Annotated in this window: 27 protein-coding genes and 1 other annotated feature; of the genes, 7 read left to right on the top strand and 20 right to left on the bottom strand. The window is 55.1% G+C overall.

The window, feature by feature from the left end:
* Positions 1-63: 63 nt before the first annotated feature.
* The 6 genes from groES to MKZ07_RS28960 form a co-directional block, all read right to left on the bottom strand.
* On the bottom strand, positions 64-345 hold the full coding sequence (gene groES, locus MKZ07_RS28985) for a co-chaperone GroES (RefSeq protein WP_036693725.1): 282 nt from the start codon (positions 343-345) through the stop codon (positions 64-66).
* A 305-nt stretch (positions 346-650) separates the two neighbouring features.
* Positions 651-1,415, bottom strand: coding sequence for a twin-arginine translocase subunit TatC (gene tatC / locus MKZ07_RS28980; RefSeq protein ID WP_036693723.1), 765 nt, complete (start codon positions 1,413-1,415; stop codon positions 651-653).
* 240 nt (positions 1,416-1,655) lie between these two features.
* The gene (tatA, locus tag MKZ07_RS28975; protein ID WP_036693722.1) at positions 1,656-1,898 is read right to left on the bottom strand and encodes a twin-arginine translocase TatA/TatE family subunit; all 243 of its coding nucleotides are present in this window, start codon (positions 1,896-1,898) and stop codon (positions 1,656-1,658) included.
* 131 nt (positions 1,899-2,029) lie between these two features.
* The gene (locus MKZ07_RS28970) at positions 2,030-2,515 is read right to left on the bottom strand and encodes a MogA/MoaB family molybdenum cofactor biosynthesis protein (protein ID WP_036693720.1); all 486 of its coding nucleotides are present in this window, start codon (positions 2,513-2,515) and stop codon (positions 2,030-2,032) included.
* Positions 2,516-2,606: 91 nt separating this feature from the next.
* Positions 2,607-3,083, bottom strand: coding sequence for a cyclic pyranopterin monophosphate synthase MoaC (moaC, locus tag MKZ07_RS28965; RefSeq protein WP_036693719.1), 477 nt, complete (start codon positions 3,081-3,083; stop codon positions 2,607-2,609).
* A complete protein-coding gene (locus MKZ07_RS28960; protein WP_076157171.1) occupies positions 3,074-3,736 on the bottom strand; it encodes a 5-formyltetrahydrofolate cyclo-ligase in 663 nt (220 codons plus the stop codon). Before MKZ07_RS28960 ends, moaC begins: the two co-directional genes overlap by 10 nt.
* A 216-nt stretch (positions 3,737-3,952) precedes the next feature.
* On the opposite strand from MKZ07_RS28960, the gene MKZ07_RS28955 reads away from it, so the two are divergent.
* The gene (locus MKZ07_RS28955; RefSeq protein WP_036693715.1) at positions 3,953-5,908 is read left to right on the top strand and encodes an ABC-F family ATP-binding cassette domain-containing protein; all 1,956 of its coding nucleotides are present in this window, start codon (positions 3,953-3,955) and stop codon (positions 5,906-5,908) included.
* A gap of 548 nt (positions 5,909-6,456) precedes the next feature.
* On the opposite strand, the gene MKZ07_RS28950 is transcribed toward MKZ07_RS28955, so the two are convergent.
* From MKZ07_RS28950 to MKZ07_RS28925, 7 genes are all read right to left on the bottom strand, one after another.
* A complete protein-coding gene (locus MKZ07_RS28950; protein WP_036693714.1) occupies positions 6,457-8,019 on the bottom strand; it encodes a 2-isopropylmalate synthase in 1,563 nt (520 codons plus the stop codon).
* A gap of 75 nt (positions 8,020-8,094) precedes the next feature.
* Positions 8,095-8,387: a binding site (T-box leader), on the bottom strand.
* Between the two features lie 48 nt (positions 8,388-8,435).
* The gene (locus MKZ07_RS33675; RefSeq protein WP_442792426.1) at positions 8,436-8,564 is read right to left on the bottom strand and encodes a hypothetical protein; all 129 of its coding nucleotides are present in this window, start codon (positions 8,562-8,564) and stop codon (positions 8,436-8,438) included.
* Positions 8,565-8,832: 268 nt separating this feature from the next.
* Positions 8,833-9,882 carry a tRNA (adenosine(37)-N6)-threonylcarbamoyltransferase complex transferase subunit TsaD gene (gene tsaD, locus MKZ07_RS28945; protein WP_036693712.1) on the bottom strand — a complete coding sequence of 350 codons (1,050 nt, stop codon included), beginning with the start codon at positions 9,880-9,882 and terminating at the stop codon, positions 8,833-8,835.
* The gene (rimI, locus tag MKZ07_RS28940; RefSeq protein WP_076157168.1) at positions 9,879-10,403 is read right to left on the bottom strand and encodes a ribosomal protein S18-alanine N-acetyltransferase; all 525 of its coding nucleotides are present in this window, start codon (positions 10,401-10,403) and stop codon (positions 9,879-9,881) included. Before rimI ends, tsaD begins: the two co-directional genes overlap by 4 nt.
* Complete coding sequence (gene tsaB / locus MKZ07_RS28935) at positions 10,400-11,197, bottom strand: tRNA (adenosine(37)-N6)-threonylcarbamoyltransferase complex dimerization subunit type 1 TsaB (protein ID WP_036693711.1); 798 nt, start codon at positions 11,195-11,197, stop codon at positions 10,400-10,402. Before tsaB ends, rimI begins: the two co-directional genes overlap by 4 nt.
* A complete protein-coding gene (gene tsaE, locus MKZ07_RS28930; protein ID WP_036693709.1) occupies positions 11,194-11,685 on the bottom strand; it encodes a tRNA (adenosine(37)-N6)-threonylcarbamoyltransferase complex ATPase subunit type 1 TsaE in 492 nt (163 codons plus the stop codon). The genes tsaB and tsaE overlap by 4 nt, the downstream gene beginning before the upstream one ends.
* A gap of 89 nt (positions 11,686-11,774) precedes the next feature.
* Complete coding sequence (locus MKZ07_RS28925) at positions 11,775-12,749, bottom strand: DMT family transporter (RefSeq protein WP_036693808.1); 975 nt, start codon at positions 12,747-12,749, stop codon at positions 11,775-11,777.
* 465 nt (positions 12,750-13,214) lie between these two features.
* Here MKZ07_RS28925 and MKZ07_RS28920 point away from each other — a divergent pair, with 465 nt between their 5' ends.
* Both MKZ07_RS28920 and MKZ07_RS28915 read left to right on the top strand, forming a co-directional pair.
* The gene (locus MKZ07_RS28920) at positions 13,215-13,547 is read left to right on the top strand and encodes a transposase (protein WP_036693708.1); all 333 of its coding nucleotides are present in this window, start codon (positions 13,215-13,217) and stop codon (positions 13,545-13,547) included.
* A complete protein-coding gene (locus MKZ07_RS28915; protein WP_084648871.1) occupies positions 13,544-14,407 on the top strand; it encodes an IS3 family transposase in 864 nt (287 codons plus the stop codon). Before MKZ07_RS28920 ends, MKZ07_RS28915 begins: the two co-directional genes overlap by 4 nt.
* 427 nt (positions 14,408-14,834) lie before the next feature.
* Here MKZ07_RS28915 and MKZ07_RS28910 read toward each other — a convergent pair whose 3' ends face one another.
* Both MKZ07_RS28910 and MKZ07_RS28905 read right to left on the bottom strand, forming a co-directional pair.
* The gene (locus MKZ07_RS28910; protein WP_036693706.1) at positions 14,835-15,020 is read right to left on the bottom strand and encodes an H-type small acid-soluble spore protein; all 186 of its coding nucleotides are present in this window, start codon (positions 15,018-15,020) and stop codon (positions 14,835-14,837) included.
* Positions 15,021-15,035: 15 nt separating this feature from the next.
* Positions 15,036-15,218 (bottom strand): hypothetical protein, encoded by a 183-nt coding sequence (locus MKZ07_RS28905; protein WP_036693705.1) that lies wholly within the window; start codon positions 15,216-15,218, stop codon positions 15,036-15,038.
* Between the two features lie 141 nt (positions 15,219-15,359).
* On the opposite strand from MKZ07_RS28905, the gene ku reads away from it, so the two are divergent.
* Entirely contained in the window at positions 15,360-16,340 is a 981-nt protein-coding gene (gene ku / locus MKZ07_RS28900) for a non-homologous end joining protein Ku (RefSeq protein ID WP_036693703.1), read from the top strand.
* Positions 16,333-17,331 carry an ATP-dependent DNA ligase gene (locus tag MKZ07_RS28895; protein ID WP_051493340.1) on the top strand — a complete coding sequence of 333 codons (999 nt, stop codon included), beginning with the start codon at positions 16,333-16,335 and terminating at the stop codon, positions 17,329-17,331. The genes ku and MKZ07_RS28895 overlap by 8 nt, the downstream gene beginning before the upstream one ends.
* A gap of 4 nt (positions 17,332-17,335) precedes the next feature.
* Here the strand turns inward: MKZ07_RS28895 and MKZ07_RS28890 are convergent, their stop codons facing one another.
* From MKZ07_RS28890 to MKZ07_RS28880, 3 genes are read right to left on the bottom strand one after another with little or no spacing between them, the layout of a single operon-like run.
* On the bottom strand, positions 17,336-18,154 hold the full coding sequence (locus MKZ07_RS28890) for a hypothetical protein (RefSeq protein WP_036693699.1): 819 nt from the start codon (positions 18,152-18,154) through the stop codon (positions 17,336-17,338).
* Positions 18,155-18,191: 37 nt separating this feature from the next.
* Complete coding sequence (locus MKZ07_RS28885; protein ID WP_156949589.1) at positions 18,192-19,385, bottom strand: hypothetical protein; 1,194 nt, start codon at positions 19,383-19,385, stop codon at positions 18,192-18,194.
* The gene (locus MKZ07_RS28880; RefSeq protein ID WP_235218388.1) at positions 19,349-19,924 is read right to left on the bottom strand and encodes an RNA polymerase sigma factor; all 576 of its coding nucleotides are present in this window, start codon (positions 19,922-19,924) and stop codon (positions 19,349-19,351) included. Before MKZ07_RS28880 ends, MKZ07_RS28885 begins: the two co-directional genes overlap by 37 nt.
* A gap of 187 nt (positions 19,925-20,111) precedes the next feature.
* Between MKZ07_RS28880 and ligD the strand changes: the two genes are divergently transcribed.
* The gene (ligD, locus tag MKZ07_RS28875) at positions 20,112-21,008 is read left to right on the top strand and encodes a non-homologous end-joining DNA ligase (protein WP_036693695.1); all 897 of its coding nucleotides are present in this window, start codon (positions 20,112-20,114) and stop codon (positions 21,006-21,008) included.
* Positions 21,009-21,182: 174 nt separating this feature from the next.
* Here ligD and MKZ07_RS28870 read toward each other — a convergent pair whose 3' ends face one another.
* Together MKZ07_RS28870 and cls are read right to left on the bottom strand one after the other, a co-directional pair.
* Positions 21,183-22,091: a YitT family protein gene (locus MKZ07_RS28870; protein WP_036693693.1), complete on the bottom strand. Its 909-nt coding sequence runs from the start codon at positions 22,089-22,091 to the stop codon at positions 21,183-21,185.
* A gap of 167 nt (positions 22,092-22,258) precedes the next feature.
* The gene (gene cls / locus MKZ07_RS28865; protein ID WP_341028968.1) at positions 22,259-23,689 is read right to left on the bottom strand and encodes a cardiolipin synthase; all 1,431 of its coding nucleotides are present in this window, start codon (positions 23,687-23,689) and stop codon (positions 22,259-22,261) included.
* 276 nt (positions 23,690-23,965) lie between these two features.
* On the opposite strand from cls, the gene MKZ07_RS28860 reads away from it, so the two are divergent.
* On the top strand, positions 23,966-25,246 hold the full coding sequence (locus MKZ07_RS28860) for a M23 family metallopeptidase (RefSeq protein ID WP_341028967.1): 1,281 nt from the start codon (positions 23,966-23,968) through the stop codon (positions 25,244-25,246).
* Positions 25,247-25,268: the final 22 nt, after the last annotated feature.

Genomic DNA, 25,268 nt, shown 5'->3' with positions numbered 1-25,268 from the left:
AGTTAACCTCCTAATATAATTTGTGAATGTATTCTGAATCTGACTTATGAGAGACGCTTAAGACTAGTCAAGAATAGCGTGGATGTCGCTTTCTTTCATAATCAGATATTCTTTGCCTTCATATTTGATTTCAGTTCCGGCATATTTCGAGAAAAGCACACGGTCGCCTTCTTTCACTTCCAGCGCTACACGGACTCCGTCTTTCAAAGTTCCGCTGCCTACAGCGATAATAGTACCTTCTTGCGGCTTCTCTTTGGAAGAGTCCGGAAGCACGATCCCGAAAGAAGTAGTTTCCTGTTGCTCGCTTGGTTCTACCAATACGCGTTCACCTAGTGGTTTAATCATGAAAAAATAGCCTCCTTTGAAATTATGTGATTTGCCTTGAAAACATAAATTGAGCTGCGGGGATCTGCGCCATCAGCATCCCTTACGGAAAGCTGCTCCGGCCAATCCCGGTTTTTCAGCAGCGTTAGCACTCAACCCTCTGTAGTGCTAACAACAATTTTTATGATACTCAACTTGAAGACGGATTTCAAGTCCTTTTACACAAAATCGTATTTGTTTTTGCCAAAATTATGGTTTCAGCACTTGTCTGGGCGCACACTCTACTCCATTCTATCCACCAAGGGGCATATTATGCCCCCTTCCCACTAATCTGCCTTCACATATCGTGCCTCCCGCTTAGCGTCCTCAGCCAATTGCCTGCGGTAGACGAATGCGGACAGGAACACACTGAATTCATACAGCACCAGCAGCGGAATCGTCACCAGAAAGTCCGAGATGAAATCAGGCGGCGTAATAACCACAGCTATGAACACAAGCGCGAAATAGGCATAACGGCGCATCTTGCGCAGGCGCAGCGGGTTCAGCACCCTGAGCTTGGTCAGGAACATGACGATCAGCGGCAGCTCGAAGAGCAGGGCCAGCGGAATCACCAGACTGAACATGAAATTGAAATATTCGGCGATGCCGTAGGTCTCCTCAAGCCCCATATTCCGCGTAATCGAGATGGTGAAGGATAAGGCCATAGGGAACACTATGTAATAGGCAAAAGCAATGCCGGCAATAAACAACACAAACACATACGGCACATAACGCAGGGCAGCGCTCCGCTCCACTGGCCGCAGGCCGGGGCTGATGAACGCCCATAGCTGGAAGACGATAAACGGCACCGAGAAGACCAGGGAGACCGCCATAGCGATCTTCATATACATCCCGATTCCATCCCAGAAGGAGAATGCATGCAGGACGAAGCCTTGCGCAGCATCGGCGCTGATCAGATACAGATAGATTGGTTTGGCGACGAATAAGCCGAGCACAAGTCCGGCCACAAACACGATCAGCACGTAGATAAGACGTCTGCGCAGCTCCGTCAGATGATCGACGAGGGACATTTCTTCCGCTTCCAGAGACATGACTGACACCACCCGGATTGACATATTAGCAATGGATAAGTTATCGCTTGATATACATACAAGTTCTTCTCTTCAAGTGAAAACGGCTATGCCGTCCTATTAAAGGACGGTACCGTTTCAGCGAGAAATAGAAGGATAATTTATCATGTGAAACATATAAATTCTTATATTTCAAAAAAAGGGCGCCGCCCCGGTCTAAAGCAGACCTGGGAAAGACGCCCCTGCGTGGGAACCTTAAAATTATTCCGGCAGACGGCGGTCCTGCGGAAGTTCTGCTGACACTGCCTGCGAGGCCGCAGGAGCAGGTGACTCGCTCCGCTTGGCCGGTTCCGGCTCGTTCACAATCTCCCGCGCACCGTCCTTGAATTCACGGAAGGTACGCCCGACTGCCCGCCCCAGCTCAGGAAGCTTATTGGGACCGAAGAGCAGCAGCGCCAAGATAACCAACAAGATAATTCCGGGTGTGCCAATACCACCTAACATTCCGGTTTCCTCCCATCCTTCTGTCCGTTCATGACAATAGTTAACGATAAAATAATAATACCATAACTTATATCACACATCCATCGTCTATCCTGAACGATTTAGACAAAAGTAATTAGGGCAGAACCCAGTTACTGGCGGTATTGTCCCGTAACCATCAACAGTGCTTCCGGAAGCTGATCCATAATCGCTGCCAGATTCTCATGTACCCCCTTCGGGGTACCGGGCAAATTGACAATCAGGGTTCTTCCGCGGATCCCGCAGATTCCCCGGAACAGCATAGCTGCGCGGTTCTTCTGCATCACCGTACTGCGCATCGCCTCGGAGAGTCCGGGCACTTCGCGTTCAATGACCCGCCGCGTCGCCTCCGGCGTAACATCGCGGATGGCCAGATCGGTTCCGCCAGTTGTCAGCACCAGATCCGCCTGGAAATAATCCGTTAGCTCAATCAGTGCAGCAATAATCTCATCCTGCTCGTCAGGCACGATCCGGTATTCAATGATCTCGCCGCCCAGCTCCTCCTCCACCAGTTCCCGAATCACCTGGGCGCTCGTATCTTCCCGTTCGCCCCTGGCCCCTTTATCGCTGGCTGTCAGGATTGCTGTTTTCCACGCCATAGGTTGTCCCTCCCTCTCTATGTACTATGTATGTCCGGCTGCTGAAGCAGCTGCCGCTGCGCCTTCGGCTGTATCATTCCCTGCTGCTGATCTATTCTGCTTCCAGCGCGTAATCCCCATTCTTGCCGCCGCTCTTGGACACCAGCATCGTAGGTCCGATAATCATGTCCTTCTGCAGCGCCTTGCACATATCATATACGGTCAGCGCCGCTGCCGATACGGCAGTGAGCGCCTCCATCTCCACCCCGGTCTTGCCGGTAGTGCTGACGGTTGCTTCTATATATAGTTCATCTTTGTTGTTATCCATGAAGCGGATATCCACTCCGGTAAGCGGCAGCGGGTGGCACATGGGAATCCAGCTGGAGGTCTGCTTCGCCGCCATGATTCCTGCAACCTGAGCTACCGCAAGCACATCGCCCTTGCGGATCGTTCCCGCCTTAATGGCGCTCAGCGTCTCCGGGGCCATATGTACCTGGCTTCTGGCTGCCGCTGTCCGCTTGGTAACTTCCTTGTCGCTCACATCCACCATGCGGGCTCTGCCCTGCTCGTTGAAATGAGTTAATTCCATGTAGCCCTCTCCTTCCGGCAATCCCAGATGCCGTTCTCCGTAATCAGCAGATCCATTAAGGCATCATGCTCTTCAAGCGGTACTTCGGGTACCAGCTGGAGGCCGTAGGCCAGACCAATCCACATAGGCTTGGCAGCCGTGCCGGGGACTCCGGCCTCCAAGGCAGTGTGCAAGCGGTCATAATATCCGCGTCCGTAGCCGAGGCGCCCGCCCCGCCGGTCAAAGGCCAGTCCAGGCACGAAGATGACCTCCGGCCAGCCGGTTCCCCGTCCTGCTTGCGCGATGGACCCGGCAAGTCCGGCACTCCCGGCTGGCGGCTCCATGATCCCGTAGGTTCCAGGGACAAGCTCATCCCATGAGCTTACCCGGTGAAGGCTTAAGTCCCCGCTCTCCCGGTTGACGCGGGGAAGCAGCACCTCATGCCCTTCCGCCCACGCCGCCGCAAGAAGCGGACGGCAATCCAGCTCGGAGCGCAGCGGGGCATAAGCAAGCAGTGAAGCTGCGCCTTCCTGCACGAACCAGCTCCACGCATGAGCGCATACCCGGGCGGATAACAGCTCCCGCTGCTCCATGGGCAAGGCATCGCGGAGTGCGGTATTCCCGGCGCGAAGCTCACGCTTCCGCCCGGCAAGCTGCATGCTGCGGTCCTGCATAGGCAGCCTCCTCCTTCACTTGTTCCTAGCTTATCATAGTTTGTAAGCTCAGTTTACCACTCTTCTCACCGGTTCGCCAAGGTTGATTCATTCCCCTTGTTAGAAGAATGGACCTCGCATGCCCAACCTTTTTCATGTAAACTGGAGAATAAGATTAGACAATCGCCTGGGCGCAAGCCGCCGAGGCCAATTTGCAAGGGCGGAGGTTTCATCAGAATGCTTCTTCAAGCGACAGGAATAACGAAATCATACGGTATACAAAGCGTACTGGACGGCATTAGCCTCATGGTGAATGAGAGGGAGAGAGTCGGGCTGGTTGGCGTCAACGGAGCAGGCAAATCGACCTTTCTACAGATCCTTGCGGGTGAGATGTCTTATGACAGCGGACAAATTCATAAGTCTAAAGAGACTACGATTGGCTACCTGGCCCAGAACAGCGGCCTGCAGTCGGATAACACCATACAGGAAGAGATGCTCGCGGTATTTGCGCCGCTGCTGGAGGCGGAAGCCGAGCTGCGGCAGCTTGAGACGGATATCGCCGATCCGGCACTTGCCGAAGATCCGAAGCGTTATGAGGATCTGCTGGAGCGTTATGCCAGACGCTCCGACTGGTTCAAGGATCACGGCGGCTATGAGATCAATACGCGTATCCGCAGCGTGCTGCACGGGATGGGCTTCGGAGAGTTCGCACCGGATACTCCAATCTCCACCTTAAGCGGAGGCCAGAAGACACGTCTGGCACTGGCCCGCATCCTGCTTCAAGCGCCCGATCTGCTCATGCTTGATGAGCCCACTAACCATCTGGACATCGAGACGCTCACCTGGCTGGAGGATTATCTGCGCGGCTACGCCGGCGGCATCCTGGTCGTCTCCCATGACCGGTATTTCCTTGACCGCCTGGTGACGACCATCGTGGAGATTGAGCGGCACCAATCGCGCAGATACACTGGCAACTACAGCCGTTATATGGAGCTGAAGGCTGCGGAATACGAGATCCGTATGAAGCAGTATGAGAAGCAACAGGATGAAATTTCGCGGATGGAGGATTTCGTGCAGCGCAACATTGTCCGGGCCTCCACCACCAAGCGGGCACAGAGCCGCCGCAAGGCGCTCGACAAGATGGAGCGCATCGACAAGCCGCTGGGCGACCTGAAGAAGGCCAGCTTCTCCTTCGAGCCTGATTTCATGTCCGGCAAGGAGGTGCTCCAAGTCCGGGAGGTCGCTGTCTCCTTCAGTCCGGAGGCTGCACCGCTCTTCCGCAATGCCTCCTTCGAGCTGCGGCGCGGCGAGACAGCGGCGCTGATCGGGCCCAATGGGATCGGGAAGTCCACACTGCTGCAATGTATGACCGGCACCCGCGAGCCTTCCCGCGGAACCGTGAACTGGGGAACCAAGGTGAAGATCGCCTACTATGATCAGGAGCAGACCCGGCTGAATCCGCGCAATACTGTGCTTGAGGAGCTGTGGAGTGAATATCCGATGCTGGAGGAGGCCAGAATCCGTACGATTCTCGGCAACTTCCTGTTCAGCGGAGAGGATGTACTTAAGAAGGTAGCTGCGCTGAGCGGCGGCGAGAAGGCCCGGGTGGCCCTATCCAAGCTGATGCTGCGCGGAGCCAATATGCTGATTCTCGATGAGCCTACCAACCATCTGGATCTCGTCAGCCGCGAGGTGCTCGAATCGGCCCTGATCGATTTTGAAGGCACATTGCTGTTCATTTCCCATGACCGTTATTTCCTCAACAAGATGGCTGAACGGGTACTTGAGCTGCACCCGGACGGAATTGATCAGTATTTGGGCAATTATGACGACTATATTGAGAAAAAGCTCGAGCTCAAAGCGATTGCCGAAGAGGAAGCCGAGCTGGCCGCCGCCAAGTCCTCCCGCAGTGCCGACAACGAAGCGATAGCGGCGGAAAAGGGTAGTTCCCTCTCCTATGAAGCGGAGAAACAGGCCAAACGCGAGGAGCGGAACCGCCAGCGCCGTATCTCTGAACTGGAGGAGAATATCGCGAAGCTGGAGGAATCCATCTCGGAGATTGAGCATGAAATGACTAAACCTGAGGTGTATCAGGATTATATGGCGCTTCAGGAGCACGAAAGTGAGCTGAAGGACAAAAAACGCAAGCTGGGAGATTTATTTAGCGAATGGGAGAAACTGGCTGAGGAATAATGTAAAGACGGTTCAAAAAAAATTTTAACAGTTTCCAATTTATTCAAATCTGGTTATCCACAGCCCCATCCACAGTTTCCGTGCATAACTATCGCCTAAAATTAGCCCTTCGGGGCTTTTTTCATGCGTAAAATGGCTACTTTGCTTGTCAAGGACTTTTTATCCACCGAATTATCCACATTATCCACAATTCTCACAATTCTGTTTCAGAGCATAACCTCCTGTTTATGCTGCTCGTAAAAAAGGCGTTATTGCTGATTTTACACGGTTTTTACACAACTCGTGCGGAATATGTGGATAACGTTGTCCACAGCTTGACAAATGCCGCACGGGGCAAAAATCATGTTAGGTTTAGGCGATTTTGTATGCCCACTTGCCGCCAGCAAATTGTGTTCGGTTCTCTGTATACATTTGGCCGTACGCCGTCCTGCTAGCCCCTGATAGCAAAAATGCCCCTGCCGATGTCGATGACATGGCAGAGGCATCCGGTTCTTGAAAAAGCGTTGAACCTGCGAGGCCACCTCGCTCTGTTCTTTGGTCTCCAGCTTCTAGCTATTCACCGCTGAGCCCGGAGAGGGCACCTCCGATTCCGACAGCAGCGCCGCATTACAGGCGGCGATATAAGCAATGCCTGCGGCCATCACGATATCATGATGGATGGCCGTGCCCCGGAACTTGGTGTCCTTCCACTCCACCATTACGGCGGCCTCGGCCTGGGCATTCCCGCCGCTGCCGAGGGAATGCAGCTCCAGCCCGTCGAAGCGGATATCCTCAGCAATCCCTTGCCCTATAGCGGCAATGATCGCTTCCAGCGGACCGTCTCCGGTGCTGGTCTGGGTCGTCTCTGCGCCGCTCTGCAGATGGCGCACTGTCACTGCAGCCACGCGGCGCGGCGCGCTGCCGGCCAGGACCTGGACCTCGCCGAGCGCATAGACCTGCGCCTGCTGTCCCGTAGTGCTGCTGACCATCCGCAGCAGCTCATCGTCGCTGACGGCTTTCTGGCGGTCAGCCGTCTCCTTGAAGGATTCGTAGAGCGCGTCCAGCTCCGCCGAATCCAGGGCAATGCCGTACTTCGCAGCACGGTCCTTCAGCGCATGCCTGCCGGAATGCTTGCCGAGGATAATCATGCTGCGCGGGATGCCCAGCCGCTCCGGGTCCATAATCTCGTAGGTGCTGCGGTCCTTCAGCAGACCGTCCTGATGGATGCCGGATTCATGCTGGAAGGCATTGCGCCCGACCACCGGCTTGTTGAAGGCAATCGGGAAGTGCATCGCCCCGCTGATCATCCGCGAGGTGTCATACAGCTTATCCAGCACGATTCCAGTCTCGGCGCCGATAGAGTCTCCGCGTGTCTCCAGCGCCATGACCAGCTCCTCCAGCGCACAGTTGCCGGTCCGCTCGCCCACACCGTTGACTGTGACCTCAATCTGTGTGGCGCCGCCTTCAATAGCCGCCAGACTGTTCGCTACGGCGAGGCCCAGATCGTTGTGGCAATGGGCACTGTAGATAACCTTGTCTCCGCCCCTGGCCCCAAGCCGCACACGCCGGAACATCTCTCCGTATTCCTGCGGCAGCGCATAACCCACTGTGTCCGGCAGATTGATAATCGAAGCGCCCTCTTCAATCACCGCCTCGACCATCTCGATCAGATCGTCGATGCCCGTCCGCGCAGCGTCCATTGCAGTGAATTCTACCACATCGCAGAACTGGCGGGCATAAGCCGTCATCTCTCTTGCAACCGCTACAACCTCAGGGCGGCTCATGCGCAGCTGATGGCGCAGGTGAATGTCGGAGGAGGAGATGAACAGATGAATCCGCCGCCGCGCGGCATCCCGGGTGGCCCGTACAGCAGCATCGATATCCCCCTTGACGGCACGTGCGAAGCCGCAGATCTCTACGCCCTGAATCTTGCGGGAGATCGTCTCCACTGCAGCGAAATCCCCCGGACTGGATACAGGGAACCCCGGCTCCATGACATCCACTCCCAGGTCCGCCAGCTTGCCGGCCAGAATAATCTTTTGCTCAGGAGTAAGACTGGCTCCCGGGGCCTGCTCGCCATCGCGTAGCGTCGTGTCAAAAATCTGAATTCGTTTCTTTACCGGAATGATCATCGTAATTCCTCCTCAAATTAGGTTTATCTAATGGAAGGCTGCCTCCTAAAAAGCACAAAGACCCCCCGTCTCTTATAAAGAGACGGGGGGTCAGCCCTCCGCGGTACCACTCTTTTTGACGCATAGGCTTCCTGATGTACAGAAGTCCTGGCTGCGTCCAGCTTAGTATCAGATCTCTTTAGCCCCGATAACGGAAGTTCTAAGGATCTGAATAGTCCGGTAACGGGGACATCCGTAGCAGCGTACCTGTAGCTCTTTCCGCCGCTCCGCTCACGGGCGAGATTCGCCGGCCTCTGGTGTCTGCGTCGCACCTCCCCGCAGCTCTCTGCTCACCTTAGCCGTCTACTGCTCCCGATCCTCGCGTGTCATTCCTATAAACTTCTCAAAAATGTACACAAAAAAGCCTGCCGTCTCATTCAAGAGACGACAGGCTGTTCACTGTCGCGGTACCACTCTTGTTGATATCCGAACCCGCTAACCTTCCAGCTGTTCTGCGATACCCACTCCATGTCTGCAAGGGTTCCGGAATGTTTCCACTCCGCCAAGCCCTGACTGACCACCCTCTCACGGAGGTTAACCGTAACGATGTACCTAAGGTCGCCGGATTATATCCTGTACCGGCCAGTGCTCCTGTTCAAAGAGCTCCCTGCTTCCACCGCTCCGCTCCCGGACGAGTTCAGGTCTCCATCGACTGCGTCGCACCTTCCCGCAGCTCTCTTATCCCGGAGTGACCTTACTGCTTCCGATCATTGCGTTTGTTCAAATATAAAGTAATTGAATTGAACTGATTATACCCGGCGGCTTCTGCAAAAGTCAATAGGCAGATACCGACCATTTCTCCAGCGAATAGCCGGGATCGGCTACCATATCCAGCGGAATCCCGCCTTCATGTCTCCATTTCACATAAGCAGCGGCACCAATCATCGCCGCATTATCCGTACAATACACGGGTGGAGGAATAATCAGCTCAATCCCTTCTGCCCCGCAGCGCCGGGTCAGTGCTTCGCGCAGCCCCTTATTCGCCGCTACCCCTCCGCAGAGCAGAAGCTGCTCCGCGTGGTATTCCCGGACAGCACGGATCGCCTTCTCGACCAGCACTTCAACAACAGATTCCTGGAAGCCGCGCGCAATAGCCGCGACATCCGGCACAAGCCCCTTCATCTTGCTCTGATTCACCGCATTCAGCACCGCAGACTTCAGGCCGCTGAAGCTGAAGTCGTACGAGCCCGGCTCCAGCCACACACGCGGCAGAGTGAAGGCTTCTTCCGCTTCATGCGCAAGCTTGTCCACATGCGGCCCTCCCGGATATGGGAAGCCCAGGGCCCGCGCTACTTTGTCGTACGCTTCGCCGACGGCATCGTCACGGGTGCGCCCGATGATCCGGAAGCTTCCTTCCCGCTCCATATGCACCAGCTCCGTATGTCCCCCTGACACCACCAGCGTCATGTTAGGATACTTGAGTTCCTTGACCAGCCGGTTGGCATAGATATGACCGGCAATATGATGCGTGCCGATGAGCGGCTTGCCCCAGGCCAGCGCCAGGCTTTTGGCAGCCACGACTCCCACCAGCAGCGCCCCCACCAGCCCCGGACCCTGCGTTACCGCCACTGCTGTCAGCTCCTGCGGACCTACGCCTGCTACGCTTAAGGCTTCTTCAATGACCAGCGTAATCACTTCGACATGCTTGCGGGAGGCCACTTCAGGCACCACACCTCCGAATGCCCGGTGGGTCTCAATCTGGCTGGAAATAATATTGGACAACACCTCACAGCCATCCTTCACTACAGCTACAGAGGTCTCGTCACAGCTGGTTTCAATCGCCAGAATCAATACAGGCTCCCTTACGCCCGTGTCTGTCTTCATTTCAAGTCCACGCTTCCTTCCGTTACAGCTTGCTCCCCGTACTCCGGCAGATCGGCCCACATGATGAGCGCATCCTCGCGGTTGTCCGAATAATAGCCCTTGCGGGTACCCGCAGGCTTGAAGCCTTTTTTGCGGTATAAATTCTGGGCCACCTCATTGGAGACCCGTACTTCAAGCGTGATCGACTGCATGCCGAGATAAGCTGCCGTTCTCATCAGCTCGTCCAGCAGCCGCTCGCCCCATTTACGCCCCCGGTAGGCCTCCAGCAGTGCAATATTAGTGACATGCGCCTCATCGACAATCGCCCACATTCCCGCGTAGCCGATAATATGCCCTGCCAGCTCCATTACCATATATTTCGCAAAATGATTGTGGGTCAGCTCGTTGCGGAAGGCTTCCTCCGTCCAAGGCATGGTAAAGGCCTCCCGCTCAATCACTAGTATCTCAGGGACATCCTCCAGCCGCATCAGGCGAAAAACAAGCTCAGCCCCCTGAGCTGGTCTACGTTCCGGTTCGATCATCGTGTATTCAGGCTCCCTTCGCTGCTGCGGCGCAGATTCGCCTCCGCCTCCGACAGCTGCGTATAGTTGGGAATCAGCGTATGCAGATCTCCGCTCTCCTCATAAAGGCCCGCTTCCGCCAGGAATCCGGTCCAGCGTCCTTCCAGCTCATAAGGCAGCGCCCGGGCATTCGTGGCTTCCATCAGCGGAGCCAGTATATCCGCACTTCCGTGCAGCGCCGTCTCGCCTACGAACCACAATGTGTCCGGCAGCTTGCCCTCAGCTGCGGCTTCCTTCAGCCGCACCGCCAGCTCCTGCACCCAGTCGGCCATCAGCCGGATAGCATCCGGTGCCAGCCGCCGGGGCGGCTTGTCCCCACCCGCCGCGAATACAGCGGTGTACGCTTGTCCCCGCCGGGCATCGATCAGCGGAATGATCCAGTCTGTTCCTGACGTGCCAAGCCTAGAAGCCGCATGGTATCCGCCCCAGGCCAGCGCATGCAGACTGGATACGCCAGTAACCGGAACGTTCCAAGCCCAGGCCAGCGTCTTCGCTGCGGTCACAGCAATCCGTGTTCCGGTATAGGAGCCAGGGCCGATCCCGACCGAGATTCCGCCAATTATATCGGCCGTAGTCGCAGACGCCTGAAGCGCCTGCTCAATAATAGGCAGCAGATGAACCGAATGATTCCGCTCCCCGGAAGCATTAATCTCATGCAGCAGCTCCCCGCCGCCAGTCACGGCCACTCCCAGAACTGCCGTTGATGTATCCAGCGCCAAAAACCGCTTACGCGGCTCATTATTCGAGTTCGTCATGTTTCTTTACCCCACTTCTGGATCAGCATCCGGCACACTTCGCCGTAAGACTCTCCGATTCCGGTCACCGTTATCTCCCGTTCATCCGGGCCGGCGGTCTTCAGCTCTATATGGAGATGCCGCGGCGGCATCAGGTCGGCGATAATTCGGCTCCACTCCACCAGACTCACACCATGGCCATAGAAATACTCTTCCAGCCCCAGCTCGTCCGCTTCCTGCAGCGATATCCGGTATACATCCATATGATACAGCGGCAGACGTCCTTCATACTCTTTGATAATGGTAAAAGTAGGACTATTCACAATACCTTCCACACCCAAATGGCGCGCATAGCACTGCGAGAACGCCGTTTTGCCCGCACCTAGATCCCCGTCAAGTCCGATAACCATCCCCGCCGATGATGCGGCAGCGATGGCGGCGGCAAGTGCCTCCGTATCCTGAAGGCTGAATGAACGGTATGTAAACACCGTTTGTGTATTATTGTCCAAAGCTGCAACTACCACCTTTTTAAAGTCCCTTAACGGTTAATAATATCCTTAATTATATCGGTATGCTACTTGCACCGCAACAGCCGCTGTTAGTCCGTCGAGACCGCTTGAACCGCCGTACGCTTCCCCGGATGCCGGGAGAACAAGCTATGAAGCACCATTCCGCCAATAATGACCGCGATCCCTGCCCATGAGAGCAGGGAAGGCAGCGGCGAGGCCAGCAGGAGCATCTCCCCCAGCAAGGCGAACAGCACCTCCAGTGACTGGGTCGCTTCCACGGCTGCCAGACTGCTCATGTTATCCCGGACCAGATCGGTAGCCCGGAAAAATAGCACCGTAGCCACAATTCCCGAACTGAGTGCAACAATGACTGATTGTCCTACCTGCGGGGAGGAGGGCAGGCCTGTATCTGCCATACCATACAGAGCGACAGCCAGCCAGAAGGGCAAGCTGGCAAGCGTCATGCCAAGAATCCGCTGGAATACATCCAGCTGGCCGCCGCACAGCTCCATCATCTTACGGTTTCCAAGCGGATAAGCGAAGGAAGCGATAAGTACCGGGACAATGCCCAGCAGGACCTGGGATGGGGCAAGCTGCCGCGCCTGCTCCACTTGCAGCAGCGCTACTCCGGCGAGAATAATCAGGGAGAGCAGCAGCCCGCGCAGCGGGATTTTACCTCTTATGTATACTTGTCCTCCCGGTCCGCTGACCCATTCTCCGAAGAACGGAGCCAGCAGCGAACCGGAGATAATCGTGATCTGCCATGTTCCCGCGCTCAGCCAGCCCGGTGCATAGGCAGCGGCGAAGCAGATGGGCGCGTAGAACAGGCCGAACCCGACAGTGCCCCACAGCAGCCAAGACCCCGGCCGTTCTCTCATCGCAGCCAACAGCGGCTTCAGCCTCCCTCTCCCGGCTACAATAACCAGCAGCAGCGGGAGCGTGAACAAGTACCGCAGCGAGGCGCTCCAGGCCCAGCTTCCTCCCGCAAGCTCCATCCTCCGGTTCAGCACAAACGTCACCGCAAAAAACAACGCCGAGCATACACCCAGCAATATCGGACGCACTTCCATCATCTCTTTTCGTCAAAATTCTTCTTCCAAATATAGGGGGTCACCACTCCCCGCGTCAATATCTGTGTCAGCTATAATTAGAGGGACGTTGCCCGTTGGAAGACGTAAGGAAGGTTGCTGGCGGAGGTGGCGGGTAAGGGGAGTGCTGGGGTGTGTTGTGCTAATAAGCGTGATGTTGGATAAGCGTGGTGGCGGATGAGCGAGGCAACAGTGTGTGAGGTGACGGATGAGCGTGGTGACGAATGAGCGTGGTGGCGGATGAGCGGGACGACGGTGTGTGAGGTGACGGATGAGCGTGGTGGCGGATGAGTGGAGTGTTGGGAGTTCGGCGGACCCAAAAGCCGCTATTTGGCTTAAAATATCATTCTGCTGCTTGTTGCGGACTCAGTGGGTTTAGAATAGATAGTAGACGTCTCTTAACGGACGGAGGGATAATAAGGATCACGGAGGTGTGTTGCCATGGGTGACCAACGAAAACGGTACAATGAAGAGTTTAAAAAGCAGACGGTTAAGTTTCTACAAGAACAGACGAAGAGTTTCGGGGAGTTAGCGGAAGAGCTGGACATCCCCAAGAGCACGCTTCATCAATGGATGGGACAATACCGGGAGCTCAAGAATGAACCTGTAGCCAGTGTGGATCGGGTGAGGGAGCTCGAAGCCGAGTTGAAGGAAGCGAGCCGTCAGCTCCAGGAGCGCCAAGATCAACTCGTCGACCGGGAGGAAGAACTGGCCATCCTAAAAAAAGCAGTGCACATCTTCAGCAAACCAAGGAACGCCGATTCCAGTTCATGAAGGAACATCGCTCCGCGTTTCGCTTGGAGAAGATGTGCATCACCTTGCAGGTATCCAGGAGCGGATATTACAAGTGGCTCGGAGCCAAAACCAGTGCACAGGCTCTCCGTAAAGCGGCCGTGCAGGAGCGAATCCGCTACCATTTTAATGACCATAAGGGGCGGTATGGAAGTCCGAAAATCACTCGACTGCTGCACCAGGAAGGCTATACCCTCACCGAACGTACGGTGAGTGTGTACATGCGGCAAATGAAGCTCCGCTCGGTGGTCTCTAAGCCGTACCGTGTACAGACCACGGATTCCAAGCACAACAACCCTATTGCCCCGAACACACTGAATCAAGAGTTTACCGTCGACAAGCCCAATACCGCCTGGGTGACCGATATTACGTACATCCCCTGCCGTGGAGGCCGCTTGTACCTGGCCAGCGTCATGGATCTGTGCACGCGCGAAATTGTAGGGTGGCGGTTATCGGACCACATGGAAACCAGCTTGGTCTTAGACGCCTTGCAGGCTGCCTATCAAGCCAAGCGACCCGGCCCGGGACTGCTCCACCACTCGGATCGGGGATCGCAGTATACCTCCAAGGAATATACCGAGCAGTTGAGGACGTACCAGATGGAATCAAGTATGAGCCGCAAAGGAAACTGTTACGATAACGCTTGTATTGAATCCTGGCACAGTATCTTGAAGAAGGAGCTCATTTACTGTAACCCGCGTTTTAAAACTCCAGGGCAGGCGTACCAGGACATCTACCAATACATTGAGTTTTACTACAACCGCAAGCGAATGCATGGCACGCTGGGGTATCTTTCCCCCGCCCGATTCGCTAAGCAGTTTACGACGGCATCCGTTGCGTGAGTATCTACTTTCTTGACAGAGGTCCACAGAAGCCGTTAACTTCCAATTTTGAGCCAAATGTTACGCCGAATGGGTTACTTAACGACATCTGAGTCCGGTCGGGTCCACAAAACGAAGAGTTTCATCCAAATAAAAGCACTCCAGTCCGCTCAACATCTTCCTCCCAACTCGCCCCCCCCTGAAGCCGCCGCTCCAAGCCCCCACCTTCCTCAAATTCACAGGCACTTCTGCACATCATACCCGCCCCACGCTCCCTCTTCACGCTCACCGCCACCGCCTAAAACAAGCATATAGCGCTCCATGCACCAGTTAGAGGATCAGCCAACAACCAACACACCAAAAAGCAGGGCCTCCGGCGTTAATCATACCGCCAATAAGGTCCTGCCCCAATGCTGAGTTACTTTTACTCCCCTGCATCTTCTACCCGCTACTTCCCCTGCTCCTCCAGGCGCTCAACACCCACAGTCTGCGTATTCGTCGGCCGGGAGCCTACCTGAACTGTTGCCATGCCGTTAGCGGAATCAACATGCTCAATCCAGACCGGCTCACCATCGAGATGCACCGCGATTTTGTCCTTGGAAGCGTAAATATCCTGCGCACGTGTTATATCCATTCTTTTCTTGCCTCCCTATTCCTCGTCGTCGTCTTCCGCCGGAAGCTCCCCAATCGTTGCATCGGCATCCAGCAGTCCTGCATCCTCATCCAGTCCGGCATCCTCCGGACCGGCAATAATGTTGTCCCAATTGACCGCCTCTGCCGGAATGTCCTGCTCCGATAGGGCATCACTCCAGCGATAATACTCCTTGTCCATATTGCCTCCTCTTCTCGCTATGGGTCTGTGCAAGCTGAGCAGCCTTATTTTTTCCCATGACTCTCAAATAATGCATCCGGCTAGAAAAACCCTTGACGCCCCATACTAAGCCATACCACATCCCATCAGGAGGCGATTCTCATGCATACCGTTTGGAAAGGAGCCATCAGCTTCGGGCTTGTGCATGTTCCGGTCAAGATGTTCTCCGCCACGGAGGATAAAGACATCTCGCTGCGCTACATACACAAAGAATGCGGCAGTCCACTGTCTTATGTACGTAAATGTCCTGTCTGTGACAAGGAGGTCACCTGGGAGGAGATCGGCAAGGGGTACGAATATGAGAAGGGCAAGTTTGTTCTGTTCGACAAGGAGGAGCTGGATCAGCTAAGCGAGGAGAGCAGCAAGAGCATCACCATCTTGGATTTCGTGGATTTGACGGAGATTGACCCGATCTATTTCCAGAAGACCTACTATTTATCACCCGATCAGGCAGGCGCGAATGCTTACCGTCTGCTGATGGAGGCTATGCGTCAGACCGGGAAGATCGGTATTGCCAAGATCTCCATCCGCTCCAAAAGCAGTCTGGCCGCCATCCGCGTCCTGGCGGACTGCCTGGCGATTGAGACGATCTATTACCCGGACGAGGTCCGTCCGGTATCGCAGGTCCCGGGCTTGCCGGAGCCGGGCAGTGTGAACGACAAAGAACTGGATATGGCCAAGCTGCTGATCTCACAGCTATCCACCCCGTTCGAGCCTGCCAAATATACCGATGATTACCGCCAGCGGATGCTTGATCTGATCACGCACAAGATTGCCGGCGAAGAGTTCCACATTGCTCCGGCCCGCCAGGAGAACAATGTCATCGATCTGATGGCTGCCCTGCAGGCCAGTATTGAGGCCGTGCAGCATATTCCTTCCGATCCCGGGCCCGCCAAAGGAGGCAGCGGAGCTAAGCCGAGGCCTGCTGCCGGTGCGAAGAAACGTCCGGCCAAGGCCACTGCCGCTGCGACTTCAACAGATACAACCGCCGCTCCCGTTGTAGATGAAGCTACCGGACCGATTCCGGTGATTGCCCCGAAGCCGAAGCGCCGGAGCGCGAAGAGCAAGGTCACCGGTGCCTAGGGGACGGACTCCCGCACCTGCTGCAAAGCCAGCCTGTTCCCTTCAACTTCAGCCCGTCACTCCGTTTGAGCCTGTGCTGGCCTCTGTGCTTCCAAGCGGAGAACAGTGGATCGCCCAGATCAAATGGGACGGCGTGCGGATGATCTCCTATTACGACGGGAGCCATGCCGAGCTGATTAACCGCCGGGGCAACCGGCGCACGCTCCAGTATCCTGAGCTGGCCGGACCAGAGAGCTATTGCCGGGCCGGCTCCTTCATTCTGGATGGCGAGGTCATTGCGCTCAGCGGCGGCAAGCCCTCTTTCCACGAGGTTATGCGGCGGGACAGTCTGAAGAACGAGGCGGCGATCCGGGCAGTGCAGCCGCAGGTTCCGGTGCTGTATATGGTTTTTGATATGCTGTACTGTGACGGCATCTGGCTGCTGGACGAACCGCTTGGCAGGCGGCAGGAGATGCTGAAGGAGATGCTGCTGCCCCATCCCCATGTGCAGCAGGTGCCAAGCTACCAGGACCCGGCCCAGCTGCTCACTGCGGCCCGGCAGGGGAGTCTGGAGGGAATCGTCTGCAAGGATCTGGACAGCACTTATGCGCCCGGCGGCAAAGATAAACGCTGGCAGAAGCTCAAGATCATCTCTGATGTCACTGCTGTCGCCGGGGGCGTCACCTTCCGCGACGGCATCGTGAATGCACTGCTTTTCGGCCTGTATGATGATGCCGGGAAGCTGCATTATATCGGACATGCCGGGGCGGGCAGAATGACCGTCCAGGACTGGCGGACACTGACCGCACGAATTCCGGGACTTGTCACAGAGCATATGCCGTTTGCCGCACTTCCGCAGCGAAGCTCAGGCTCCGTTTGGATTAAGCCTGAGCTGGTGTTTAAGCTGCATTTTCTGGAATGGAATCCCTCCGGCACCTTCCGCCAGCCTGTGATTCAAGCTCAGGTCGATCTGCCCGCACACTCTTGTTCTTTAAGCCAGAGGGGGGTCTAGCTGCCTATTGCGGAGTCAGACTTCCGGCAATCTTCAGCAGTTCAGCCTTACTCTGCACAGTGTTCCGGGTATCCGTTAATGTGTACTCTCTGCTGCCATCCGCACTGCTCCACTGCAATTGAGATTTCAGCTTGTCTTGATGTGGCCCGAAGGAGGTGAACATCATCTCCTGCCCGTTAACCTTCACCTGCTCATCCTTGTCCTTCGGCAATAAGGCCAGTGTAACTCCAGCCGGAAGCTGGCTTGCAGGCTCGGCACGCAGGCTCAGCACCTCTCCCTTGCGGGTATAGGTCAACGTGGTAACATGACCGCTCCAAGGGAGCATTTTGGTGATAACCTTTTTACCGGCTGCTGTGGATTGCCCCTTGAGTTCATCCCTGAGCTGCATATATTCTTCCTCATACGAAAAAGGTATGTCAGGGCTGATGATTGCCTCCTTCAGCACATAATCTTTCGGCAGCGAAGCCGGAGCCACTAATACACCTCCACCCATTGATGTTAATTTCTGCGCCGCTGTGCTTACAGACGTATAACTAAACGGCACGTAACTGATATTCAGACTATCCAGCGTATTAATTTTGGCATCATTTACATACACGGCCCGGATTTCCCCTGCGTTCAAGGGAAGCTTATATTCCTTGGCCAGCAATGCGTCTAACGGAGATAGCGCAGCCGGTTTAGCCGTTTCTGTAGCCAGGATACCGTTGCTTTTATTCTTTAATTTGTCAGGCAGCGTCCCTGCTGCTCCCACCGGCCCCGCTGCTGTGCTGAGTAGCAGGGACATGCATATTGCGGCAACAGCCGCTTTTTTAAACTGAATCATAGTTCAATCCCTTCCTTCCGGTTCATTTGCTGTTCCCTCACCGCTGAACCATACCGGCGGCAATGGTCTCCCATTGTTCCCGGGTCAGCCGCTGGTTCGGCGGGTCCGTCATCCAAGCAAGCCCTCCGTAGGCGCTGTCATACCAATACAGTCTGCTTACTGAACCCGCGTTGTTCTCGGCGCCTACCCCAGGAATATACAGTAGCTCCTTATCTTCATAGGACCACATTTCGGCAGTTTCGCCGGCGGATAGGATGATTTGAACCGGGCCGGTTGTTACTGTATTGTCCCAGGATATCTGAAGCGCAAGCTGATTACTTCCATCCCGATAGACCGCCTCGGCTCTCTCGATATCCTCTAAGGGCCATATAGTTACAGCCAACGGATTCCCGTCCTGGGCGGCTTCTGTTTTGGCCTTCAGCGCCCCCAGAACCACCCCGTACTCTGGATCAAATGAAGAAGGAATTTCTGCGAACAGTCTGCCTTCTGCAAACCGGAGTTGACCAATTCTCTCGGGTGGCAGCGCAAAGCTCCACTTGCCCGCTTGCTCCCGGGCTGCCGACAGCTTCGCGTAGCTGGTATACGTAACCGTTTTGCTGGTGAAAAATAGCGGTTTTCCATACCCCAGACCGTTCATCAATGCAATTAATTCACTGTCATTGACATAATAAGCCGCTGTCTCTCCCGGCTGTAAGCCGGCTTGCGCCTGCCATTCATATTGTTCCTTTAGCTTAAAGTAACGTTCCCGGGCCGAGCTAGAGCCAATGTAAGGCGTGTAGACCTTCGATTCAGCCTTCTTCACCTGTGCCACAACTCTGCCGCTGCTGTCCTTCAAGGCTAATGGCTGCCCCTCCGTCTGCCGGATGACCGCAAAGTCCGGTTGTAGCGCCTTCCCCGTAGTTTCCTGGTCCGTCACATGGCGGAGAATGCTGAACCCAGCCAGCCCCAGTAGCGCGACTGCGCAGAATCCGGCGGCCAGCCTTCTGCCCCGCTGTACCGCAGGACGCAGCGGAGGTATGAGCTGCCTGGTCATCACAGGCGCCTGCACCACCGTTCCCGGCTCCGCTTGTCCCTGTGAAGTTGGCGTTCCCCCGCCCTCTGACGCAAGCCGCTGGGCATGGATGGCCCGTACCCGCTCCATAACGGATGACTTAACATCAATGCTGCCCGATGCCTCACCTGCACCCATTCGTCTTATCCTTTTTTCTTCAGCAGTGAAGTGCTCGTCCAATGTGATTCCTCCCCCTCTCTTTGCGATTGCAGCAGGTTAGTGAGCTTAACAATCGTTCGCCGGTATCTTTTTTTGACCGCATCCTGATTCTTGCCCAGAATCACGGCAATTTCGGCAAAGCTCAACTCTTCAAAAATCCGCAGTACCAGCAGATTCCTCTCTTCCGCCTTCAGCCGGGAGAGCGCTACAGCGAGCGGTTCATCGAACAGGAAGCGGTCCATCTGCTGCTCCGGGCTTTCCGCGTATTTCTGCGGCCGCAGCAGCATCATCAGCCGGCTCTGCCGCTGGCGCTGGCGGATGACCCCTAGGCAATGATGATAAGCGATTTTATACAGCCATGAAGAGAAGCTGACCAGCGGACGATACTGGCCGATATTTTGATAGGCTTTGACCAGAATCTCCTGCACGGCGTCCTCCGCCTCTGCCCCGCTGCCGAGCAGGCGGCTGCAATAACGGTACATCGGCTGCTGAACAGCCTCAACGATCCCCCCGTACTGCTCCACGTCGCCGTTTTGCAACTTAACAACGAGGTGTTCCATTTCATCCAAAATCGTATAACGCTCCTCTCTTATAGCTAACACCCTTATAAGCATCTGCCCGGGCCAAAAGGGACATTTTGCGCAAAAAAAGTGTGAACTGCCCTTATCCCGGGCCGGAACCCCGACTGAAAACCGGCAGCGCGGCAAATACTAGGCAGACATAGACAAGCCTAAGGAGGGATGTCCCATGCCAGCAGCCGCTAAAGGAACCATTACCGTAGACGGGCAGCAAATCAGCATCACCAATCCCGACAAACCGCTCTGGCCCGAGATGGGCATCACCAAGCAGATCTATCTGCAAAAGCTGGCGGCCCTCTCGCCCTACCTGCTGCGCTATTGTAAAGACCGGCTCCTCACAGTGATCCGCTATCCCCATGGCGTTCCCGGGATGTCGTTCTATCAGAAGAACGCCCCGGAGCCGCTGCCGGATTTCGTCCGCACCGCGGTGCAGGACGATATCACCTACATTGTGCTGCAGGGCCTGCCGGAGCTGCTGTGGCTGGGCAATCTGGCCGCGCTCGAATTCCACCCTTCCCTCCATTATGCCGGAAGTACGCTGCCCTGCGAGTGGATGATTGATCTGGACCCTTCGCTTGAGGTCGAACCGCGGATTATGGAAGCTGCTGCTGTGGTAGGGGAGGTGCTGAAATCGCTCGGACTGGACTCCGTTCCCAAAACCTCGGGAGCCACCGGAGTGCAGATCATTGTTCCGGTAGGGCCGGGGGTAACCTTCGATGAACTGCGCCGGATCGGGCATTTCGTAGGCCGTTATGTCACCGAGAAGCGGCCCGATCTCTTCACCCTGGAGCGGCTGAAGAAGCATCGCGGGGATAAAATATACTTCGATTATCTCCAGCACTACGGCGGCAAAACACTCGCTGCCCCGTACACCCCGCGCGCCCGGCCGCTGGCCACCGTCTCCACTCCCCTCCTGTGGGAGGAGGTTGAACGGGGCGTCAAACCTACAGATTTCAACCTGCTGAATATAGAGGAGCGGCTCAGCCGGTTAGGAGATCTGATTGCCAAGGTTCCCCCCCAGCCGGTCGAAGCGATTATTGCCAAGCTGCCCTCAGGACAGCAATAAGCCCGCAAATGCCTTCTCAGGCTGCGGGCTTATCTGGCTTCCTCCTCAATCAGGACGAAAGGTATTATATATGGGAATACGGCGCAGCAAGTCAGAACCGCCGTATGGGTTACTCTGTCGTTCGTAAGTATACCTTCCTTCGAAAGCGTTACGGCTGGGCCGGTGACGCTAATGCTAATGAATTGCTTTTTTCTTGAAGCGGCCGCCCTTGACATCATGGATATTGCCGATGGCGATGAACGCGTCGGAATCCCAATCCTCTACAATCGACTTAAGCTTCGCTTCTTCCAAGCGGGTGATGACTACAAAGATCACTTTCTTGTTGTCACCGGAGAATCCGCCTTCACCATCAAGATAAGTCACTCCGCGCCCCAGACGCTCCGTCAGGGCTTCGCCGATATCACGGAATTTATCGCTGATAATCCATACTGACTTGGACTGGTCCAAGCCTTCAAGTGTAATATCGATCAGTTTGAAAGCAATGTAATACGCAATCAGGGAGAACATCGCATTATTCCAGCCGAACACAAAGCCTGCGCCGGACAGAATGAACAGGTTGAAGAACATAACAACTTCCCCTACAGAGAACGGAAGCCTCTTGGACACAAGAATGGCTACAATCTCAGTACCGTCAAGCGATCCGCCATAACGGACAACGAGTCCAACCCCAACGCCGAGAATGACCCCTCCGAATACTGCTGCCAGCAGCGGCTCAACCGTAATGGGATGAACAGGATGGAGCAACTGGGTACCGATGGACATTACAATGACAGCGAATAGAGTAGATAAGGCAAATGTCTTACCGATCTGCTTATACCCGATAACCAGGAACGGCAGGTTAAGCAGGGTCAATAGTATACCGAGCGGTATATTGAAAATATGGGACAACATAATGGAAATACCGGTGATTCCGCCATCAATCAACTTATTGGGAACAAGAAAAATCTCAAGCGCAACAGACATCATGGCCGCTCCGATGACAATCATCACAATCCGCTGGGCCAATCTTGCCGTCTTAAATACTCCGGACTTCTGCGGCTTCTTCTGTTCTTCACTCGTAAAGATATGTTGGCTTACAGTCATAGAACTCCCCCTATAAATAGTATATCTAAGAAGCTTACGAAAGCGAACGTACAGTCGTGCCTTCTCCCCTGTTCTTCTTATATTTCCATTATATCATAAAGGAAAGTCAAATAACGCATATAAATTGATATAACCTTCGATAATCGATGCTTCCGCCATCTTTTCTGTCATAATAGCGGCGATAAGAGCTGACACAGACTTTCTATGCGTTTGACATTACGACTGCGCTCCCGGAACTTTTTCGGATCGATGAATTCACTCTGCTCCTGGTCTCTGCTGAAATCCTCAGCCAGCTCTGAAATCATCTCCGGACGGAGCAGCACCGCCGTCAGCTCAAAGTTGGAATAGAAGCTGCGCATGTCCAGATTGGCACTGCCGACGGTGGCCAGCAGGCTGTCGATAATCATTACCTTGGCATGCATGAACCCTCTGGTATATCGGTAAAATTTCACGCCTGCGTCCTGCAGATTCTCCAGATACGACAGCGTGGCATAATAGACCAGCTTGTTATCCGGCTTCGCCGGGATAATGATCCTCACATCCACTCCGCTAAGAACCGCATTCTTCAGCGCCCTGCTTATCGCAGGATCGGGGATGAAATACGGCGAGGTCATCCAGATCCGCTGCCTTGCAGCGCAAATAGAAGCGAAATACATCTCCTGGGTAGCATCTATGGCCGCATCCGGCCCGCTCGCGACAATCTGTACAGCCTCCCTACCGCTACAGTTATGATCCGGGAAGAAGCGCGGATGGCTGATAATATCCCCGGCTGCCAGCCGCCAGTCCTTGAGAAACACATATTGCAGCTGATAAACGGCATCCCCTTCAAGTCGCAGATGCGTATCCCGCCAGTAGCCCATTTCCGGATTTTTGCCCAGGTAATCATCGCCTATGTTCATTCCTCCGGTGAATCCGGTCAGTCCGTCCACCACCAGAATCTTCCGGTGATTGCGGTAGTTGAAGCGGCGGTCCGGCAGTGCAGTTAGCAGAGGCAGAAAAAAATAGACCTGCACTCCCGCGTTCTTCAGTGTATTCACAAAACCCCGGCTTAGTTTGTGGCTTCCCAGTCCATCGCACAGCAGGCGCACCCTCACCCCCTGGCGTACCTTGCGGATCATCAGCTCCTGGAACTGCCGGCCGATCTCGTCCTCCCGGAAAATATAAAATTCCATGTGGATATGCTCCTGCGCACCCTCCATCACCTCCAGCATGGACTTATACGCTGCCTGCGCGCTGGACAACACTTCACACCGGTTATGGCTTGTAACCGGACTGTCCGCCAGTCCCGAGAACAGGTGCAGCAGCTCAGGGCGGTGTTCAAATCCGGGGTTGCCGGTATCCTCCACCTGCTTGACCTTATGAATCTTGCCGGTAACATGAATGCGGATTTCCCGCAGCAGAGAGACGCACCGGTTGCCAAGCTTGCGGCTCTGCCAGTAATCACGGCCCAGGAAATAGTAGAACAGCAGGCCCAGCGGCGGGCAGCAGAAGGTAATACATATCCAGGCAAGTGCCCGCTGCGGACGGCGGAATTCGGAAGCGGTAATAATGGCAAGCTGCACAATAAAAAGACACAAGATAACGGCAAATATTCTCATTCCAGGCCTCCTGATTAACTGAATGAACTCTTACTATCTCTGCGGGCATAGACGGTACTTACTAACTTTCATGAGGAATCTGCCACGGCAGAAGCCTGCGCTTACTACAGGTTTTGCCTTAACTCTCCTTCTTTATTCAAGTAAACCGTTGTCATGTTCACCTTAGTTATGGAATACATAGAGTAGTAGGACGAATCGGATAAGCCCCCTGCACCCCGACAGTTGTTTCAGTCAGTTCATACCAAGCGGCTGCCATGGCCGCAGTAAGGAGACGTTATGAAGAGTCAGCCCAGTCAGAAAAAGATTACGCTGCTCGTTATGCGTGAGGCCGGACGGCCTGTGAAGCAGCTGCAAATGTCGAAGCCCTTCGCTCTGGCGCTGCCTGCTGCAGCCGCTCTGTCCCTCTCCAGTCTGGTCACCTCCATGCATATCCATGCTTCCCGGTCGATCGCCGAGCTGGAGGCCGAAGCGGCCGCCTTATCACTGACCAATATCCGCATGGAGCTGAAGGTTGCAGATAAGGAACAAGCGCTACAGCAGCTGCGCGGCCAGGTAAGCGAGCTCTCGGAGGAAGCGGAGAGCATTAAAGACAAGCTGAAGAGTGTGACTGAGCTGGAAGAGCAGCTGCAATCACTGATCAACAAGGAGACCACCTCTTCTGCTGCCGGTAGCGGTTCTAGTGAGGCTATCCGCACTGAAAATGCTGGCGCCAAGACCTACAACGCGGATACGTCAACCTCAGCAGCTTCCTTCAAAGGCAGCCAGCCGGTAGTGGCGAACTTGCCTGATACCGGAGCCGGGGCTGCTGCTGCCGGAAGCTATGGCAAGATCAGCCGCTTAAGCGCCGGCCCGTTCATCCAGGAACAGCCGGAAGCTCTCTCTGCCGCCGTATCGCCTGCCGTCAACTTCCGGATCAGGGCTGCTGCTGCTACAGCACTAAGCCTGCCTACGAATCCGCAGGTCGGCGGTGAATATGTCGCCGTCTACGAGAATGATCCGCAGCGGCTGGTTGAGGAGACAAAGGACGACTTCGAGGAGATCCACACCATCATGGATGAGATGATTGGCAGTATCTCAAGCACGATTACACAGGCCGAGAAGGCACACAAAACAAGAGCGGAGTTTCAGGCAAAACAAGCCCAGGAGAAGCAAGCCCGGCTGGCGCGGGCCGTGATGTGGCCTACCGGCTCGAAGGTCATCACCTCCAGCTTCGGTTACCGCTCCGATCCTTTCAAGGGTGTCTCTGCTTATCATTCCGGGATTGATATTGCGGGAAATATCGGAGATGCAGTATACGCGGCACTGGGCGGCGTGGTTACCTCTGCAGAACAAATGGGAGCCCGGGGCAAATACATCATAATCAAGCATGACAATGGACTGGAGACCTGGTACATGCATTTGAACCAGATGACGGTCACCCCCGGTGAGCGGGTCGGCAAAGGGGAGCAGATCGGCATGCTGGGCAGCACCGGGCGCAGCACGGGCCCCCATCTGCATTTTCAGGTCGTGAAGCAGAACAAGCCGGTGAATCCGCTCAATTATGTTAAGCCTTTATAAGTTCAAGAATATAAGGAGGAAT

Origin of the sequence: Paenibacillus sp. FSL P4-0338, from assembly GCF_038002365.1 — a bacterium.
Lineage (GTDB): Bacteria > Bacillota > Bacilli > Paenibacillales > Paenibacillaceae > Paenibacillus_AQ.
Note: the sequence above shows the minus strand (reverse complement) of the source record. Positions and strands in the feature narration are given on the sequence as shown.